This is a genomic window from Bradyrhizobium zhanjiangense (assembly GCF_004114935.1).
Classification (GTDB): Bacteria; Pseudomonadota; Alphaproteobacteria; order Rhizobiales; family Xanthobacteraceae; genus Bradyrhizobium; species Bradyrhizobium zhanjiangense.
Genome location: NZ_CP022221.1, coordinates 6,791,248 through 6,805,832 on the forward strand (window position 1 = coordinate 6,791,248; position 14,585 = coordinate 6,805,832).

A 14,585-nucleotide genomic window follows, 5' to 3' on the forward strand; every position below is an offset into this window, starting at 1 on the left:
TGACGGCAGATGAGCGCGTCGGTCATTGATTTCATCGCAACGGAAGCACGCTTTGGGGCCCGTAATTACGAGCCGATCGGGGTCGTCCTATCGCGCGGCGAAGGTGTCTGGGTCTGGGATACCGAAGGCAACCGTTACCTCGATTGCCTCTCGGCCTATTCGGCGGTCAGCCAGGGCCACTGCCACCCCAAGATCCTGGCGGCGATGGTCGAACAGGCGCACAGGCTGACGCTCACCTCGCGGGCCTTCCACAACGACCAGCTCGCCTTGTTCTACGAGGAGATCGCGGCGCTCACCGGCTCCCACAAGGTGCTGCCGATGAACAGCGGGGCTGAGGCGGTCGAAAGCGCGATCAAGTCGGTCCGCAAATGGGGCTATGAGGTGAAGGGCGTGCCGGACGGCCAGGCCGAGATCATCGTCTGTGCCAACAATTTCCACGGACGCACGCTGGGCATCGTCGGCTTTTCAACCGATCCCGAGACACGCACACATTTCGGTCCGTTCGCGCCTGGCTTCAGGATCATCCCGTTCGGCGACGCCGCGGCGCTGGAAGAGGCCATCACGCCAAACACCGTCGCCTTTCTGGTCGAGCCGATCCAGGGCGAAGCCGGTGTCGTCATTCCTCCAGCCGGCTATTTCACTGAGGTGCGGGAGCTCTGCACCGCCAACAACGTGATGCTGGTGCTCGACGAGATCCAGACCGGGCTCGGCCGCACCGGCAAGCTGCTTGCCGAACAGCACGAGGGAATCGAGGCGGACGTGACGCTGCTCGGCAAGGCCTTATCCGGCGGCTTCTATCCGGTGTCGGCCGTGCTTTCGAACAACGACGTGCTCGGGACATTGAGACCCGGGCAGCATGGCTCGACCTTTGGCGGCAATCCGCTTGCCTGCGCGGTGGCGCGCGCGGCGATCCGCGTGCTGGTCGAGGAAGGCATGATCGACAACGCGGCCAGGCAGGGCGCGCGCTTTCTGCAAGGCTTGAAGGACATTCGTGCCAATACGATCCGCGAGGTGCGCGGACGCGGCTTGATGCTGGCGGTCGAGCTGCATCCCGAGGCCGGGCGCGCACGCCGCTACTGTGAGGCGCTTCAGGGCAAGGGCATCCTCGCCAAGGATACCCATGAGCACACGATCCGCATCGCCCCGCCGCTGGTGATCACCAGCGACCAGGTCGACTGGGCGCTGGAGCGGCTCGCCACCACCCTGACGCAGGATTTCTCTTGAGACCGCCTGCGTCGGAAGATCGCAATGCCTGAAGCGGCCAACAACGAACGATTCCCCCATCTGCGCGTTGAAACGTCGTGGGCGATTACGAGCTGGGAGCTGCAATCATGCTTCCGCGTGGCTTTTGCCTTACGGCTGTTTTAGTTGGTGTCTCGATGCTGTCGGCGAGCCTCAGTGCGTTCGCCCAAGGACCCGGCCAGGGACACGGAAGGGGCGGACCACCCGGTGCGGGCGCAGCGCCGGCAGCTCGGCCAGCAGCACCACCGGCCATGGCCCGTCCGGCGGCGCCGCCAGCCATGGCGCGTCCCGCTGCGCCGGCATTCCATCCCCCGGCCATGTCGCAACGACCGGCCATGCCGCAACATTCGGCGCCGCATATCGCCTCACCGCCATCGCGCCCGACCCCGCATTTCGCTGCACCGCCGTCCCGCCCGACACCACATTTCGCTGCACCGCCGTCGCGGGCGGCGCCGCACGTGGCGGCTCCGCGGCCTGAAATCCATCGGGCGCCGGCAGCAACGCAGCGTCCGGCCATGGCACCCCAGCGGACGCCGCATATCGCCGCCCCCTCGCGCCCAAGTGCACCCCCGGCCGTGAGTGAGCGACCGGGACCGCCGCGCGAGACGCTGTCGCGCCAGTCCGCGGAACGCCAGGGCCGCATCGACCGCTTGCAGCAGCGCGTGCAGCAATTGCAGTCGCAAAAGCCACCAGAAGGCGCAAGGGCGCAACGCGAGCAACAACGGTTGCTGCAGTCGCAGAGCCGGCTGCTTGAACGCGAGCAGCGAGTGCAACAGCGCGAGCAGCACGTCGAGCAGCGGCAGCGCGAGATGCTGTCGCGCCAGAGCACAGAACGGCAGACCCGCATTGACCGCTTGCAGCAGCGCGTCCAGCAACTGCAGTCGCAGAAGCCGGAAGGCCTGCGGGCGCAACGCGCGCAGGAGCGGATGCTGCAGACGCAGAACCGGCTGCTGCAGCGCGAACAGCGCTTGCAGCAAAGTGATCAGGCGCGCCTGCAGCGGTTGGGACCTGAGCCGACGACAGTTGGGCGAGCCGCCACGGCTGCCGCTGTGCAGGCCGCCGAGCGCGGGCGGTTTGCGGAGCGCTTCCGTGAGCAAGCCGCTCCGCAGACCCAAGCCGCCCTCCTCACTCGCCAGAGCGGCTGGGCTCCCCGGCAGGCCTGGCGTCACCGCCATCCCGCGGTATTCGTGGCGTGGCTTGGGCCGGTGTTCTGGCCATACGCTTACTCCGACATTTTTGACTACACGTTCTGGTCCTATGCTTATGAGCCCGGCTATTGGGCGTACGCGTATGACGACTTCGTCGACACCGTGTTCTGGGGCGGTGGCGGCCCCTATTCCGCCTTTGCCAGCACCACCCCGTATGACTATCCGCAAGCCGGCGGCGGTGGCCGCGCGCGTCCGCGCGCCAGCGTGAGCCCGCAAACGCTACAGCAATTGTGCGGCACGCCGGACAAGGGCATCACCGCTTGGCCGCTTGCCGATATCGCGAAAGCAGTGCAGCCCACGCCGGAGCAACGCGCGCTGCTCGACGAGTTGAAGACTGCGGCGGCCGAAGCTGCCGGTGTGTTCAAGGATTCCTGCGCGGAGACTTATGCACTGACGCCGCCTGGCCGCTTGCGCGCGATGATGAACCGCATCAGCGCGACGCTGGAAGCCGTCAAGATCGTGCGACCGGCGCTGGAGAAGTTCTACAACTCGCTCAGTGACGAACAGCAGGCCCGCTTCAACGCGCTCGGCCCCAATGTCGGCGACCGCTCGTCACAGCAGCAGCAAGCCAGTGCCGAGGGCTGCGGTGATCCCAAGTCCAGCCTGACCCAGTTGCCGATCCAGAGGATCGAGGCCGTGCTCCATCCCGCAGGCAAGCAGAAGGAGGCGCTCGACCGCCTCGGCGAAGCGACGGCGAAGGGCGTTCAGGACTTGCAGGCAGCCTGCCCGAACGATGTGCCGCTAACGCCGGTCGGACGGCTCGAGGCAATGCAGCGCCGGCTCGAGGCCATGCTGACGGCCGCCAAGCTGGTCGAACCTGCGCTGGACGAGTTCTACGCCACGCTGAGCAGCGAGCAGAAGGCGCGCTTCAACACGCTGCAACAGGTCGCAAGCCCGTGAGGGCAGCGCGCGCGTGACCTAGAGCACTATCGGTTCTGATTGAATCAGAACCGGCGCTCTAGATTTTTGTTTTGAACCGGTATCCACTTCGCTCGAATATCCACTTCGCTCGAAAACGCTTTACACCACCGTCTTATGTCGCGCGATGCAGGTGCGCAGCACCTCGTCCATCGGCTTGGCCCACCAGTCATTGGAGAAGATTTCGATCTCCGAATAGCCGGCAAAGCCCTGCGCTTCGACCGCTTGACGCACCGATTTGATGTCGATGACGCCGTCGCCCATCATGCCGCGGTCGTTGAGGATGTCCTTGGTCGGCACCATCCAATCGCAGACGTGGAAGGCGAGCAGGCGATCTTGGCCGGCGCGCGCGATCTGCCCCATCAGCTCCGGGTCCCACCAGATGTGATAGACGTCGAGCGCGACGCCGAGCATGCCGCTGCGGCCGGGGTCGAGCCGGTCGCAGATGTCGATCGCCTGTTTTGTGGTGTTCACGCAGGCGCGGTCGGCTGCATAGGCCGGATGCAACGGCTCGATCGCCAGCGGCAGGTCTGCCTGTCTGGCGTAGTCGAGCATCTCGGCGAGCGCTTCCTCGACCTGCCCCCGCGCTGCGGCGATGTCCTTCGACGCCTCGCTGCCCGGCCGCGAATATTGCGGCAGGCCGCCGACGACAAGCACGATGCAGGGCGCGCCGAGCGCCTTGGCTTCATCGACGCAGCGGCGGTTGTCGTCGCGCACTTCGCTCCGACGCGACGCATCCGAAGTAAACATACCGCCGCGGCAATAGCCCGAGAGATCAAGGCCGGCATCGCGCACCGCGCGTGCGGCACGGTCGAGACCGACGGCGGCAACTTGGTCGCGCCAGGGATCGATGGCGCGGATGCCTTGCCTGCCACAAGCTTCAATGATCTCGACGAGGTCACCCTGCTTGCGGACCGTCGCCGTGTTCAGCGACAGCCAGCGATGGTCGGACGAAAAATCGCGCATCAGTCTTCCAGTCCGTGCGAGGCCAGCACAGTCTTCATCCGCTGTGTCGCCAGTTCCGGATTGGCGAGCAGGCCGGCCTGATCGGCCAGACGGAACAACTCGGCCAGATGCAACATCGAGCGCGCGCTCTCCTGGCCGCCGACCATGGTGAAGTGGTCCTGGTGGCCGTTGAGATACGCCATGAACACCACGCCCGTCTTGTAGAAGCGCGTCGGCGCCTTGAAGATGTGGCGCGACAACGGCACGGTCGGCCCCAGCACGTCATGGAAGCCGGCTTCGTCGCCGGCTGCCAGCCGCGACAGCGCATAGGAGGCTGCCGGCGCGATCGCATCGAAGATGCCGAGCAGCGCATGCGAAAAGCCTTGATCGTCGCCGGCGATCAGCTCTGCATAGTTGAAATCGTCGCCGGTGTACATCTTGATGCGCTTGTCGAGCCGGCGGCGCATGTCGATCTCACGCTGCTTGTCGAGCAGCGACACCTTGACGCCGTCAACGTTGGCGGCGTTGCCGTTGATGATGGCCGTGGCCGTATCCATCGCCTTGTCGAGATCCTTGGTGCCCCAATATCCCGTCAGCGCCGGATCGAACATGTCGCCGAGCCAGTGGATGATCACGGGCTCCCGAACCTGCGACAGCACGCGGTCGTAGACCTTTGCGTAGTCGTCGGCGTTGCGGCCGAGTTTGGCGAGCGCACGCGAGGCCATCAGGATGATGCGGCCGCCGACCTTCTCGACTGCCGAGATCTGCTCCTCATAAGCGCGGATCACGTCGTCGAGGCTCTTGGCATCCTCGACTGCGAGGTGGTCCGTGCCGGCTCCGGAGAACACCAGCGCGTTGCGGCGCTTTGCGGCAGACACCGATCGCGTGATCAGCTCCAGCGAGGTCGGCCAGTCCAGCCCCATGCCGCGCTGCGCGGTATCCATCGCTTCGGCGACGCCAAGGCCGAGGTCCCAGACGTGCTCGCGGAAGGCGATGGTCTTGTCCCAGTCGACAGCGACCGAAAGCCAGGGATCATTGTCCGCGAAGGGATCGGCCACCGTGTGCACGGCCGAGAAGGCGATGCGGTTGAGCGGCCCCTCGAGCTTTGCGGGGAACGTGCGCGAGGCCGCGAGCCGATAGGTCTCGATCGACCGGTCGGCCTTCGGCAATTTTAGCGACAATGACGACATTGAAGGGACAGGCTTGGGCTGGACGGGCTTGTTCATGACTTCGAACCTCTCCTCGTCATTGCGAGCGAAGCGAAGCAATCCAGAATGCCTCCGCGGCAACAGTCTGGATTGCTTCGTCGCCAGCGCAAAATTGCTTCGCAATTTTGTCGCGGGCTCCTCGCAATGACGGCTTAGTAGACATCGGGGCTTATCCAATAGACCTCAGGCCTTGATCGGGGCGACGTCGATCCAGCGCCGCTCCTTCCAGCTCTTCAGCGCGCATTCGGCGAGCTGCACGCCCTTGGCGCCTTCGAGCAGCGTGAACTTATAGGGCGCATCCTCGTAGACGTGACGGATGAACATCTCCCACTGCTCTTTGAAACCGTTGTCGTAGGAGACGTTGTCGGGCATCTTCTGCCAGTCGCCGTAGAAATCGTGCAGCCGCTTCTCGTCGGGATTCCACACCGGACGGGGCGTCGCCTGCCGCGCCTGGATCATGCAGTCGGTGAGCCCTGCGACCGCCGAGCCCAGCGTGCCGTCGACCTGAAAGGTGACGAGGTCGTCGCGATAGACCCGCGTTACCCAGGACATGTTGATGTGGGCGATGACACCGCCCTTGAGCTGGAACGTCGCGTAAGCCGAGTCGTCCGCGGTCGCCTTGTATTTCTTGCCCTGCTCGTCGTAGCGCTCGGGAATATCGGTGTTGCCGATGCAGCTCACGCTCTCGACTTCTCCGAACAGGTTGTCGAGCACATAGCGCCAGTGGCAGACCATATCCAAAATGATGCCGCCGCCGTCCTCGTCGCGGTAGTTCCAGGACGGCCGCTGCGCCTCCTGCCAGCCGCCTTCGAACACCCAATAGCCGAACTCGCCGCGCACCGAGAGGATGCGGCCGAAGAAGCCGGAGTCGCGCAGGAAGGCGATCTTCTTCAGGCCGGGCAGGAACAGCTTGTCCTGCACCGTACCGTGCTTGACGCCCTTGGCATTGGCGAGCTTCACGACCTCGACAGCCTCCTCGAAATTCGTCGCGATCGGCTTCTCGCAATAGACGTGCTTGCCGGTATTGATCGCCTGGGTCAAAAGACCAGGGCGCGCCTGCGTGGTCGCGGCGTCGAAGAACATGGTGTCGTTCTTATCGGCGAGCGCGGCATCCAGATCAGTGGTCCAGCGCGTGATGTTGTAGCGCGTGGCGAGCGCTTCGACCTTCTCGGCGCTGCGGCCGACCAGGATCGGATCGGGCATGACGCGGTCGCCGTTCTTCAAGCGGACGCCGCCCTGCTCGCGGATCGCGACGATCGAGCGGATCAGATGCTGGTTGAGCCCCATGCGGCCGGTGATGCCGTTCATGATGAGGCCGAGGCGCTGGGTGGTCATGACAATTGCTCCTGAAGTGATTTTGGCTGTTCGAACGGGCGGAGCGCCGACCAGTCCGGATGGACCGAGGTGGCGAAGCCCGCAGCATGAAGCGATCCCGTCAGGAGATCGCCGTCGTGAATGGACAGCCGGATGCCCTGTCCGGCATCGACGTAGAGATCGGGATGCGCGGCCGCAAAGGCCTGCGCTTCAGCGGCGGGCATGTCGCCAAAACCGTCGACATAGTGATGGCCGTTCCGCTCCGCGTGGGTGACGCCGATCAGGGCGCCGAGCGCGAGGTCCTGCTGCACGGCAAGGCCTGCCTGACAGGTCAAATCCTCACCGGTCACGAAGAACGTCTCGCCTTCCGCGCTCCATTTCGTCGCCCGCGTGGCGTTGACGATGGACTTGTAGAGGCCCTTGCAGGATTTCGATGAGATGCCGCGATAGCCGAGCGCCCGCGCTGCCCGGAAGGCGTCATAGGAATCATCCGCTTCGTCGATGATGAAGCCACGTGTGGCCAGCGAGCCCAACGGCGACTGCCTTGTGATGTCGCGCGGCATCGGCTGCTCGACATAGAGCAGGCGCTTGGCGATCGGCCGCAACGCGGCGTCATGATCGAGCCGAGCCATCAGCGCCTGCAGCGCGGCGAGATCGGCGTACTGCTCGTTGGCATCGAGCGTCACCTTGTAATCAAGTCCCAACGTCTCGAGCTCCTTGCCGATCCGCGCCAGCCGCGCCGCATCGACTGCGGGATCTCCCGAGAGCTTGAGCTTGAAATAGCGAGCACCGGCGTTCTCGCGGGGATCGGCAACACCGCCCTCACCTTCCACCGCATCATCAAGTCCGACGGTATGCCTGATGGCAACACGCTCCAGCCGCGTCCGGCCGGAGAGAAACGTCCTGATGTCCCTCTCGCTCAGGTCAGGCGACAGCCGCGCATCGATGCCCGCGATGTTAGCGGCCATCCCGTCGAAAAAGCTGGTCTCGGCAGCGCGCAGCAGCGCATCGAGGATCGCCTTGTCGATCTCGGCTGGACCGTAAGCCGCTGCAAGCGAGGGAATGTCCTTCTTCGCACAAGTCGCAACCTGCGCACCGATGCACGCGGCATGCAGATCGAACGCCGTCAGATATCCAGTCCGCGCCAGATAAAGACCGCGTGCGATCTGGAGCGAGCGACGCAGGCCATCGACCGTCTGCGCCGGCGACAGCTCCGGGCGCTTGTCGAACCACTTTGGCACCAGCAGTTCCGCACTGGCGCCAACTGCAACGCCCCTGCCCTCGACCTCGATCTCGGCCCGCACGAACAGCTGCGGCGTCGCGTTGATGGTAATCGCGCCAAAGCGGAACGGCCGCGCAAACTGCACGGGACGTTCGAAGAAGGCGATGTCTCGCAACTTCAGGCGCGGCGCCATGGTGCTACTTGGCTCCGGAGGTGTGGCCGCGGGCGCGGTGCACCTCTCCCGCTTGCGGGAGAGGTCGGCGCGCAGCGCCGGGTGAGGGTTCTCTCCTCTTGGGCGTTTCCCGCTGCGGAGACACCCTCTCCCCAACCCCCCCCCGCAGGCGGGGGAGGGAGCGCACCGTCGCCGCGGTTGCAGCCGGACTCAATCGCATTGCCCTTAGTCCAATGCACCTTGTGAGAAGAAATGCTTGCGGATGCGCTGCACGAGCTCGGTGAAAACAGGATCGGCCATCACGTCGAGCGAGCGCGGGCGCGGCAGCGGCACGTCGTAGATCGCGGCGACCGCTCCGGGGCGCTCGGTCATGACCAGCACGCGATCGGCGAGGAACACGGCCTCCGGAATCGAATGCGTGATCAACAGCACCGTTTTCTTGGTCTCGCGCTGGATCCGCATCAATTCGACATTCATACGTTCGCGCGTCAGCGCATCGAGCGCGCCGAACGGCTCATCCATCAGCATGATCTTGGGATCGTGCACCAGCGCGCGGCAGATCGAGGCGCGCTGCTGCATGCCGCCGGAGAGCTGCCAAGGCAGCTTCTTCTCGAAGCCTTCGAGCCCGACCAGCTTCAGCAGCGACTTGGCGCGATCGAGATATTGCTGCCGCGGCAGCCGCTTCATGTCGATCGGCAGCATCACGTTGTTGAGGATGTTGCGCCAGGGCAGCAGCAACGCGTTCTGGAACACGATGCCGACATTGCCGTGCGGCTTCGTCACCTTCTCGCCCTCGACCAGGACCTCGCCCGTGGTCGGCGGCAGCAATCCCGAGATCAGCTTGAGCAGCGTGGACTTGCCGCAGCCGCTTGGGCCGACCACGACGAAGAACTCGCCGTCGTTGATGTGGAAATCGAGCGGCCGTAGCGACGGCACATCGCCGTCGCGCGTCCGGTAGGTTTTTGACACGCCGGACAGCTTGATGCCCGACGCATCGCCGGCAGCCCGGTCGCTCACCAGTCTCAGATGCGCGGCCGGCTGCACGGTTTCGCTCATTACGGTCGCTGATTTCACGAGCCACTCTTCGGCAGATAATCGTTGGTGTAGAACGCCTTCGGGTTCTCCTTGGCCTTGGCGTCGAGGCCGCCATATTCGACCAGCAGATTGACGGTCTCGCTCATGTTCTGGTCAGTCACCTGGAACGGCCGCTTGCTCTTGGTCTCCGCGGTCCGGTAGAGCGGGATGGTCAGCTCAAAACCCTGGGTCAGCGTATCGATCTTGCCGCCCTTCGGGTTGGCATCGAGGATCGACTGCGCCGCGGCCTTCGGCTCCTTCTCGGCGGCTTCGACCGCCTTGGTCGTCGCCGACATGAAGCGGCGGACCAGATCGGCATTGGCCTTCACATAGTCGGTGTTGGCGATGATGCCTGACGAAACCATGTTGATGCCGTAATCGGCGAACTTGATCGGATAGACGTCCTTGCCGGTGGCGTCCTTGATCTTCATCGACTGGTCCATGACGTAGCCGAGCAGGAGATCAGCCTGGCCATTGATGACGGCGTTGAGCTTGGTCTGGCCATCTCCGGCGACTGTTTTGAAGTCGCTCTCCTTCAGGCCGGTCTTCTTCAGGAACAGCGGCCAGATCTGGGTCATGGAATCGGCCGGCGTGATCGCCACCGTCTTGCCCTTGATGTCCTCCGGCTTCCTAATGTTCTTGTCGACGAAGCCCATCGCGGACATCGGGCTGGTCTGGAGCAGCACGCCGGTCGCAACCACCGGCGCGCCCTTGATCGCGGCGCGCATCATGGTGGGAACGTCGACATAACCAAAATCCGCAGTCTTGGCGGCGACGGCTTGCGTTGTCGCAGCCGAGCCGCGGCCTTCCTGGATCTCGAGATCGATGCCCTCGGCCGCGTAGATGCCCTTGGCCTTGCCGTAATAGAACGGCGCGTGCTCGCCATAGACGTACCAGTTCAGCATCAGCACGACCTTGTCGGCCGCCTGCGCCGGCATCGCCGCAAGCACCATCAGCGCCGCCGAGACGATTCCTATCCACCGCTTCATTGTCACTCTCCCTTGCCCTTATTGCGTCGACCGTTGGCGGCCGCTCGTTGCTTCACTTCAGCGCCTGAAAATACTTAAGAGGCGAAAATCACGTCTTCGCGCTGGCTGACATGCCAGGGGATGATCAGCTTCTCGATGCGGTCCACGATCCAGAACAGGACCACGCCGAGCAGCGCCAGGATCACGAGGGCCGCAAACATCGTCGGCAGATCGAAGGTGCCGATCGAGCGCTGCATCACGTAGCCGATGCCGGAATTGGAGCCGACGAACTCGCCGACGACGGCGCCGACCACGGCAAGGGTCACCGAGACTTTGAGACCGGAGAAGATCGCCGGCAGCGCATGCGGCAGGTTCACCGCGCGGAACACCTGAAAGCGGCTGCCCTGCATGGCGCGGGCGAGATCGACCATGTCAGGATCGACCGACTTGAAGCCCTGCACGGCCGACACCACCACAGGAAAGAAGCCGAGCAGGAAGGCCGAGATCACCTTCGGGATGATGCCGAAGCCGAACCACACCACGAACAGCGGCGCGATCGCGATCTTCGGCACGGACTGCGAGAACACCAGCAGCGGATAAACGTAGCTCTCCACCGTCTTCGACCCCGCGATCAGCATGGCGACGGGAATTCCGAACAGCGCCGACAGCAGGAAGCCGCAGACGGTCGCATAAGTGGTCGGCCACGACTGGCGCAAGAGCTCCGGCCATTCAGTGCGCAGCACCGCGACGACATCGGCCGGCGACGGGATCTGGTAGGCGGGAATCTTGAACAGCCGGATTGCGAGATCCCAGGCGACCACGATGAAGACCAGGAACAAGAACGGCCGAACCCAGGCCGCATTCAGCATCTTGGACACCGCACTCTGCGGCTTCAACTCAGCCACGTCTCACTCCCGGCATTCTTCTTCGTTACGGGGAGAAATTAACCCGTTGGATAAATACTGTCCAGCCCTTTCCCTGTGACGTTTTGCGGCGGGTTCCGGGCGTTTGGGATCATGCAGCTCGCCAAACCAGCAGTGTCGTCCCGGCGAAGGCGGAACCCATAGCCACAGGGGGAAATTTGGCGAAGGCTGGTCGTTCGGGATTGGCACTAAACACAGCCGAGAGTTCACGCGGTATGGGTCCCGGCCTTCGCCGGGACGACGATGAGGAGGCATATTCGCGCCGCACTCTCGGTGTCATTCCCCGCCACCGGGTCTCGCCTTCGGCGAGCCCGATGACAGGCTCCGGCGGGGAATCCAGTACGCCGCGGCTTATGGGTTCAATCTCAACCGCCTCTGGAATACGGGATTGCCCGCCTGCGCGGGCAATGACGGCGGAGATTGAGGAAACAGCTGGCGCGACGTCGACCAGCGCGCGAACCGCAGCGCTAAACCGTCTGCACCACGCTCGCGCGCGACTTCGGCGCCTTGGCGAGCTCGAACAGCGCGGCGGACTGCCCCGTCAGGGCGGCGAGCACGAGGCCGACCATGTGCGCGAGGCGCTCGTCCTTGGCGTCCTTGGCGAGCAGATCGCGGCCGAAGATCACGCTGAGCGTCGCCGAGTTGGAGAGGTAGAAGAAGCAGAGTCCCGCGATCGAGATGTAGAGCTGCACCGGATCGACCGCGACCTGGAAATCGCCACTGTCGACGCCGCGCCGCACCACGGTGCGGATCATCTCGACGAAGGGCGAGTGCATCGACTTGACCTTGGTCGAGCGCTTCAGGTGCTTTGCGCGCGCGAGGTTCTCGGTCTGCAGCAGCGACAGGAATTCGGGATTGCGCAGGAAGTAATTCCAGGTGAACTCGATCAGGCGGCGGATGGCCTCGGGCGGGTCGAGATGTTCGAGGTCGAGCCCCCGCTCCTCGCTGCGGATCTTGTCATAGGCGCCTTCGAGCACGGTGAGATAGAGCTCGTCCTTGTTGCCGACGTGATAGTACAGCATGCGCTTGTTGGCGCCGGCCTTGGCGGCGATGCGGTCGACGCGCGCGCCGGCGAGGCCATGGGCGGAGAATTCCTGCTTGGCGGCTTCGAGAATGCGCAGCCGCATCCCCTCAGGGTCGCGCTGCCATTTCAGAGTTCGCTTTGCCTTCAAACCGGTTGCTCGCTGGGTGCTGCCGGTATGCATGTAACACGCGGCCGGGCCGCCGCATAGTTTCGTCATTGCGAGGGCGACGGCGGAAGCTAAGCAGGCAGCTTCGTAGGGTGGGCAAAGGCGCGTTTGCGCCGTGCCCACGTCTTTCATCAAGTCGCCAAAACGTGGGCACGCTCCGCTTTGCCCACCCTACGGGAGTCTTCGTCGCATCCGCACAATGACGACGGAAAGACCGGCTCCCTACTCCACCGGCTTCGGCGAGCGCTCCAGCAGCACGGTCTGGATGCCGCAGGTGCCGTTCCGCACTGTCATCACCCTCGTGCCCGGCTTGCGGCCGTTGCGGACCTCCGAGACGTCGAGGCCGCCAGCGATGAGGCGGGCGCGGCTGGCGTCGATGTCGGCGACGCGCCAGCTCAGGCCCCAGAGCCGGTCGTGCGCGGGATCGCCGCCCGCCACCGGGCGGCGCACCACCTCGACGATGAGATCGCCGCAGCGGAAGAACATCAGCTGGCCCCAATCCTGGTGGGAGCGGTCGAGCGCAAGATCGAGCCCGAGCCGCGCGCCATAGAGCGCGGCGGCGCGCTCGGAATCCTCCGTCGTGATCACGACGTGATCGAGCGCGTCGATCGGTGCGATGTCGGTCGCGACCGACTTGGGCCGCTCATCGGCGAGCTCGAGGAAGAACATGCGCACGCCGCGCGTGAGCTCCGTGGCGGCACGCGTGCGCTTCCAGTGCAGCACCGCATCGGATGCGGCATCGCTGCTTTCGACCTCCGCAACCGGATCCGGCCTCAACGCCACGCGCTCCAGCCGGCGGTGCATCTTGCTCATGTCTGCGACACGAAAGCACAGGCTGGCGAGCACGCCCTCCTGGTCGTCGAGCAGCGCGCGCATGCGGTCGGCACTGACGCTGAAGCCGCTCGGCGCCATCAATTCGATCGTCATGTTGTCGAGGGTGAACAGCACCCGGTCAGCGCCTTCGCCGGAATTCTGCCAGGCCGGCGCGCGGGCGAGCAGCGTCTGATAGGCCGCCTTGGCCGCACCGATATCCCTGACCAGAGCGACGACGTGATCGAGGCCGGTGATCATCTTCCCCCCTTTTTGACCGCCCCTTGTCGACCCGGAACCAAGGCCGAAAAACGGCGTTTGTCCGGGCTTGGCATTTCCCTGTCATGGTCGTATTCCCCCACCATGCTGACCTCAAGCGCTTCGGGCGGCAGTCTTGCGAATATTTTCAGCGATCCCTCGGCGGAACCGGTGTTAGAGTAGGCGTGCCGGCCGGGACCACAAGCGCATCACGGACAAGCAATGCAGGCTCTCTTCATCGGACAGACCTATATCGACGTCGTCTTCATCACTGACCACATGCCGACCGGCGACGAGAAGCACGTGGCTTCGGACTACGCGGTTTCCTTCGGCGGCAACGCGGTGACGGCGGCGTTCTGCTGCGCCAAGCTCGGCATCGTGCCCGATCTCATCGCCACCGCCGCCAATGACTGGCTGGGGCGGATGTTCCAGGACATGTGCGCAAAATACGCGATCTCGCTGCACGCGCGGAAGGTGAAGCAGTCCTCGCTCTCCTTCATCATGCCCAAGGACGGCAAGCGTGCCATCGTCCGTTGCCGCGACGACGAGCACATCCATCCGTTCCCGATGCTCAATCTCGGTGGCTGCCGCGCGCTGCACGTCGACGGCCACCAGCCGGATGCGGCGATCCACTATGCCAAGGTGTGCCGCGAGGCCGGCATCTTAACCTCGCTCGACGGCGGCGGGCTGCGCACCAATACCCACGAGCTGCTGGAATATATCGACGTCGCCATCGTCGCCGAGCGGCTGTGCGAGCAGATGGACCTGACGCCGGAGAAAATGCTCGATTACCTCAAGAGCCGCGGCTGCAAGATCGGCGGCGTCACCATGGGCGAGAAGGGCCTGTTCTGGTATGACGAGACCGGGACGGTGCAGGTGATGCCGGCGATGCCGATCCCGCGCGAGCGCGTGATCGACACCAACGGCGCCGGCGACGTCTTCCACGGCGCCTATGTCTATTCCTACCTCGCCCATCCCGGCAAAAGCTGGCGCGAGCATTTTGATTTTGCCCGCGCCGCATCGACCTACAAGATCCAGCGCCTCGGCAACGAGGCCGGCCTGCCGACGCTCGTCGACATCGCCAAGGTCAGGCACGAATTCGAGGTCAGGGTCTAGCGTTCGGAAGGGTGTGT

12 protein-coding genes are annotated in these 14,585 nt (G+C 64.5%); 3 read left to right on the forward strand and 9 right to left on the reverse strand.

Going from position 1 to position 14,585, the window contains the following annotated elements; genetic code table 11:
• Positions 1 to 9 precede the first annotated feature (9 nt).
• A complete protein-coding gene (gene rocD / locus XH85_RS32550; RefSeq protein ID WP_128935135.1) occupies positions 10 to 1,224 on the forward strand; it encodes an ornithine--oxo-acid transaminase in 1,215 nt (404 codons plus the stop codon).
• A gap of 593 nt (positions 1,225 to 1,817) precedes the next feature.
• Positions 1,818 to 3,350 (forward strand): Spy/CpxP family protein refolding chaperone, encoded by a 1,533-nt coding sequence (locus XH85_RS32555; RefSeq protein ID WP_245473264.1) that lies wholly within the window; start codon positions 1,818 to 1,820, stop codon positions 3,348 to 3,350.
• A 120-nt stretch (positions 3,351 to 3,470) separates the two neighbouring features.
• Here XH85_RS32555 and XH85_RS32560 read toward each other — a convergent pair whose 3' ends face one another.
• The 9 genes from XH85_RS32560 to XH85_RS32605 form a co-directional block, all read right to left on the reverse strand.
• Positions 3,471 to 4,334, reverse strand: a complete 864-nt coding sequence (locus XH85_RS32560) for a sugar phosphate isomerase/epimerase family protein (protein WP_128935136.1) — start codon at positions 4,332 to 4,334, stop codon at positions 3,471 to 3,473.
• Complete coding sequence (locus tag XH85_RS32565; protein WP_128935137.1) at positions 4,334 to 5,539, reverse strand: dihydrodipicolinate synthase family protein; 1,206 nt, start codon at positions 5,537 to 5,539, stop codon at positions 4,334 to 4,336. Before XH85_RS32565 ends, XH85_RS32560 begins: the two co-directional genes overlap by 1 nt.
• 165 nt (positions 5,540 to 5,704) lie before the next feature.
• Positions 5,705 to 6,856: a Gfo/Idh/MocA family protein gene (locus XH85_RS32570; protein WP_128935138.1), complete on the reverse strand. Its 1,152-nt coding sequence runs from the start codon at positions 6,854 to 6,856 to the stop codon at positions 5,705 to 5,707.
• Complete coding sequence (locus tag XH85_RS32575) at positions 6,853 to 8,250, reverse strand: enolase-like domain-containing protein (RefSeq protein WP_128935139.1); 1,398 nt, start codon at positions 8,248 to 8,250, stop codon at positions 6,853 to 6,855. The genes XH85_RS32570 and XH85_RS32575 overlap by 4 nt, the downstream gene beginning before the upstream one ends.
• Positions 8,251 to 8,454: 204 nt before the next feature.
• The gene (locus XH85_RS32580) at positions 8,455 to 9,285 is read right to left on the reverse strand and encodes an ABC transporter ATP-binding protein (RefSeq protein WP_128937502.1); all 831 of its coding nucleotides are present in this window, start codon (positions 9,283 to 9,285) and stop codon (positions 8,455 to 8,457) included.
• 14 nt (positions 9,286 to 9,299) lie between these two features.
• Positions 9,300 to 10,292 carry an ABC transporter substrate-binding protein gene (locus tag XH85_RS32585; protein WP_164939970.1) on the reverse strand — a complete coding sequence of 331 codons (993 nt, stop codon included), beginning with the start codon at positions 10,290 to 10,292 and terminating at the stop codon, positions 9,300 to 9,302.
• A 74-nt stretch (positions 10,293 to 10,366) separates the two neighbouring features.
• Entirely contained in the window at positions 10,367 to 11,176 is an 810-nt protein-coding gene (locus XH85_RS32590; protein ID WP_128935141.1) for an ABC transporter permease, read from the reverse strand.
• 485 nt (positions 11,177 to 11,661) lie between these two features.
• Positions 11,662 to 12,399 (reverse strand): TetR/AcrR family transcriptional regulator, encoded by a 738-nt coding sequence (locus XH85_RS32595; protein WP_206732758.1) that lies wholly within the window; start codon positions 12,397 to 12,399, stop codon positions 11,662 to 11,664.
• Positions 12,400 to 12,606: 207 nt separating this feature from the next.
• The gene (locus XH85_RS32605) at positions 12,607 to 13,455 is read right to left on the reverse strand and encodes a VOC family protein (protein WP_128935143.1); all 849 of its coding nucleotides are present in this window, start codon (positions 13,453 to 13,455) and stop codon (positions 12,607 to 12,609) included.
• A 219-nt stretch (positions 13,456 to 13,674) separates the two neighbouring features.
• Between XH85_RS32605 and XH85_RS32610 the strand changes: the two genes are divergently transcribed.
• On the forward strand, positions 13,675 to 14,568 hold the full coding sequence (locus XH85_RS32610) for a sugar kinase (protein WP_128935144.1): 894 nt from the start codon (positions 13,675 to 13,677) through the stop codon (positions 14,566 to 14,568).
• Positions 14,569 to 14,585: the final 17 nt, after the last annotated feature.

Excerpts from the sequence above, each read along its gene's own strand:
- XH85_RS32565 (WP_128935137.1), bottom strand. The coding sequence starts at position 5,539 with ATGAACAAGCCCGTCCAGCCCAAGCCTGTCCCTTCAATGTCGTCATTG.
- XH85_RS32605 (WP_128935143.1), bottom strand. The coding sequence starts at position 13,455 with ATGATCACCGGCCTCGATCACGTCGTCGCTCTGGTCAGGGATATCGGT.
- XH85_RS32580 (WP_128937502.1), bottom strand. The coding sequence starts at position 9,285 with ATGAGCGAAACCGTGCAGCCGGCCGCGCATCTGAGACTGGTGAGCGAC.
- XH85_RS32610 (WP_128935144.1), top strand. The coding sequence starts at position 13,675 with ATGCAGGCTCTCTTCATCGGACAGACCTATATCGACGTCGTCTTCATC.
- XH85_RS32570 (WP_128935138.1), bottom strand. The coding sequence starts at position 6,856 with ATGACCACCCAGCGCCTCGGCCTCATCATGAACGGCATCACCGGCCGC.
- XH85_RS32595 (WP_206732758.1), bottom strand. The coding sequence starts at position 12,399 with ATGCATACCGGCAGCACCCAGCGAGCAACCGGTTTGAAGGCAAAGCGA.
- XH85_RS32585 (WP_164939970.1), bottom strand. The coding sequence starts at position 10,292 with ATGAAGCGGTGGATAGGAATCGTCTCGGCGGCGCTGATGGTGCTTGCG.
- XH85_RS32575 (WP_128935139.1), bottom strand. The coding sequence starts at position 8,250 with ATGGCGCCGCGCCTGAAGTTGCGAGACATCGCCTTCTTCGAACGTCCC.
- XH85_RS32560 (WP_128935136.1), bottom strand. The coding sequence starts at position 4,334 with ATGCGCGATTTTTCGTCCGACCATCGCTGGCTGTCGCTGAACACGGCG.
- rocD (WP_128935135.1), top strand. The coding sequence starts at position 10 with ATGAGCGCGTCGGTCATTGATTTCATCGCAACGGAAGCACGCTTTGGG.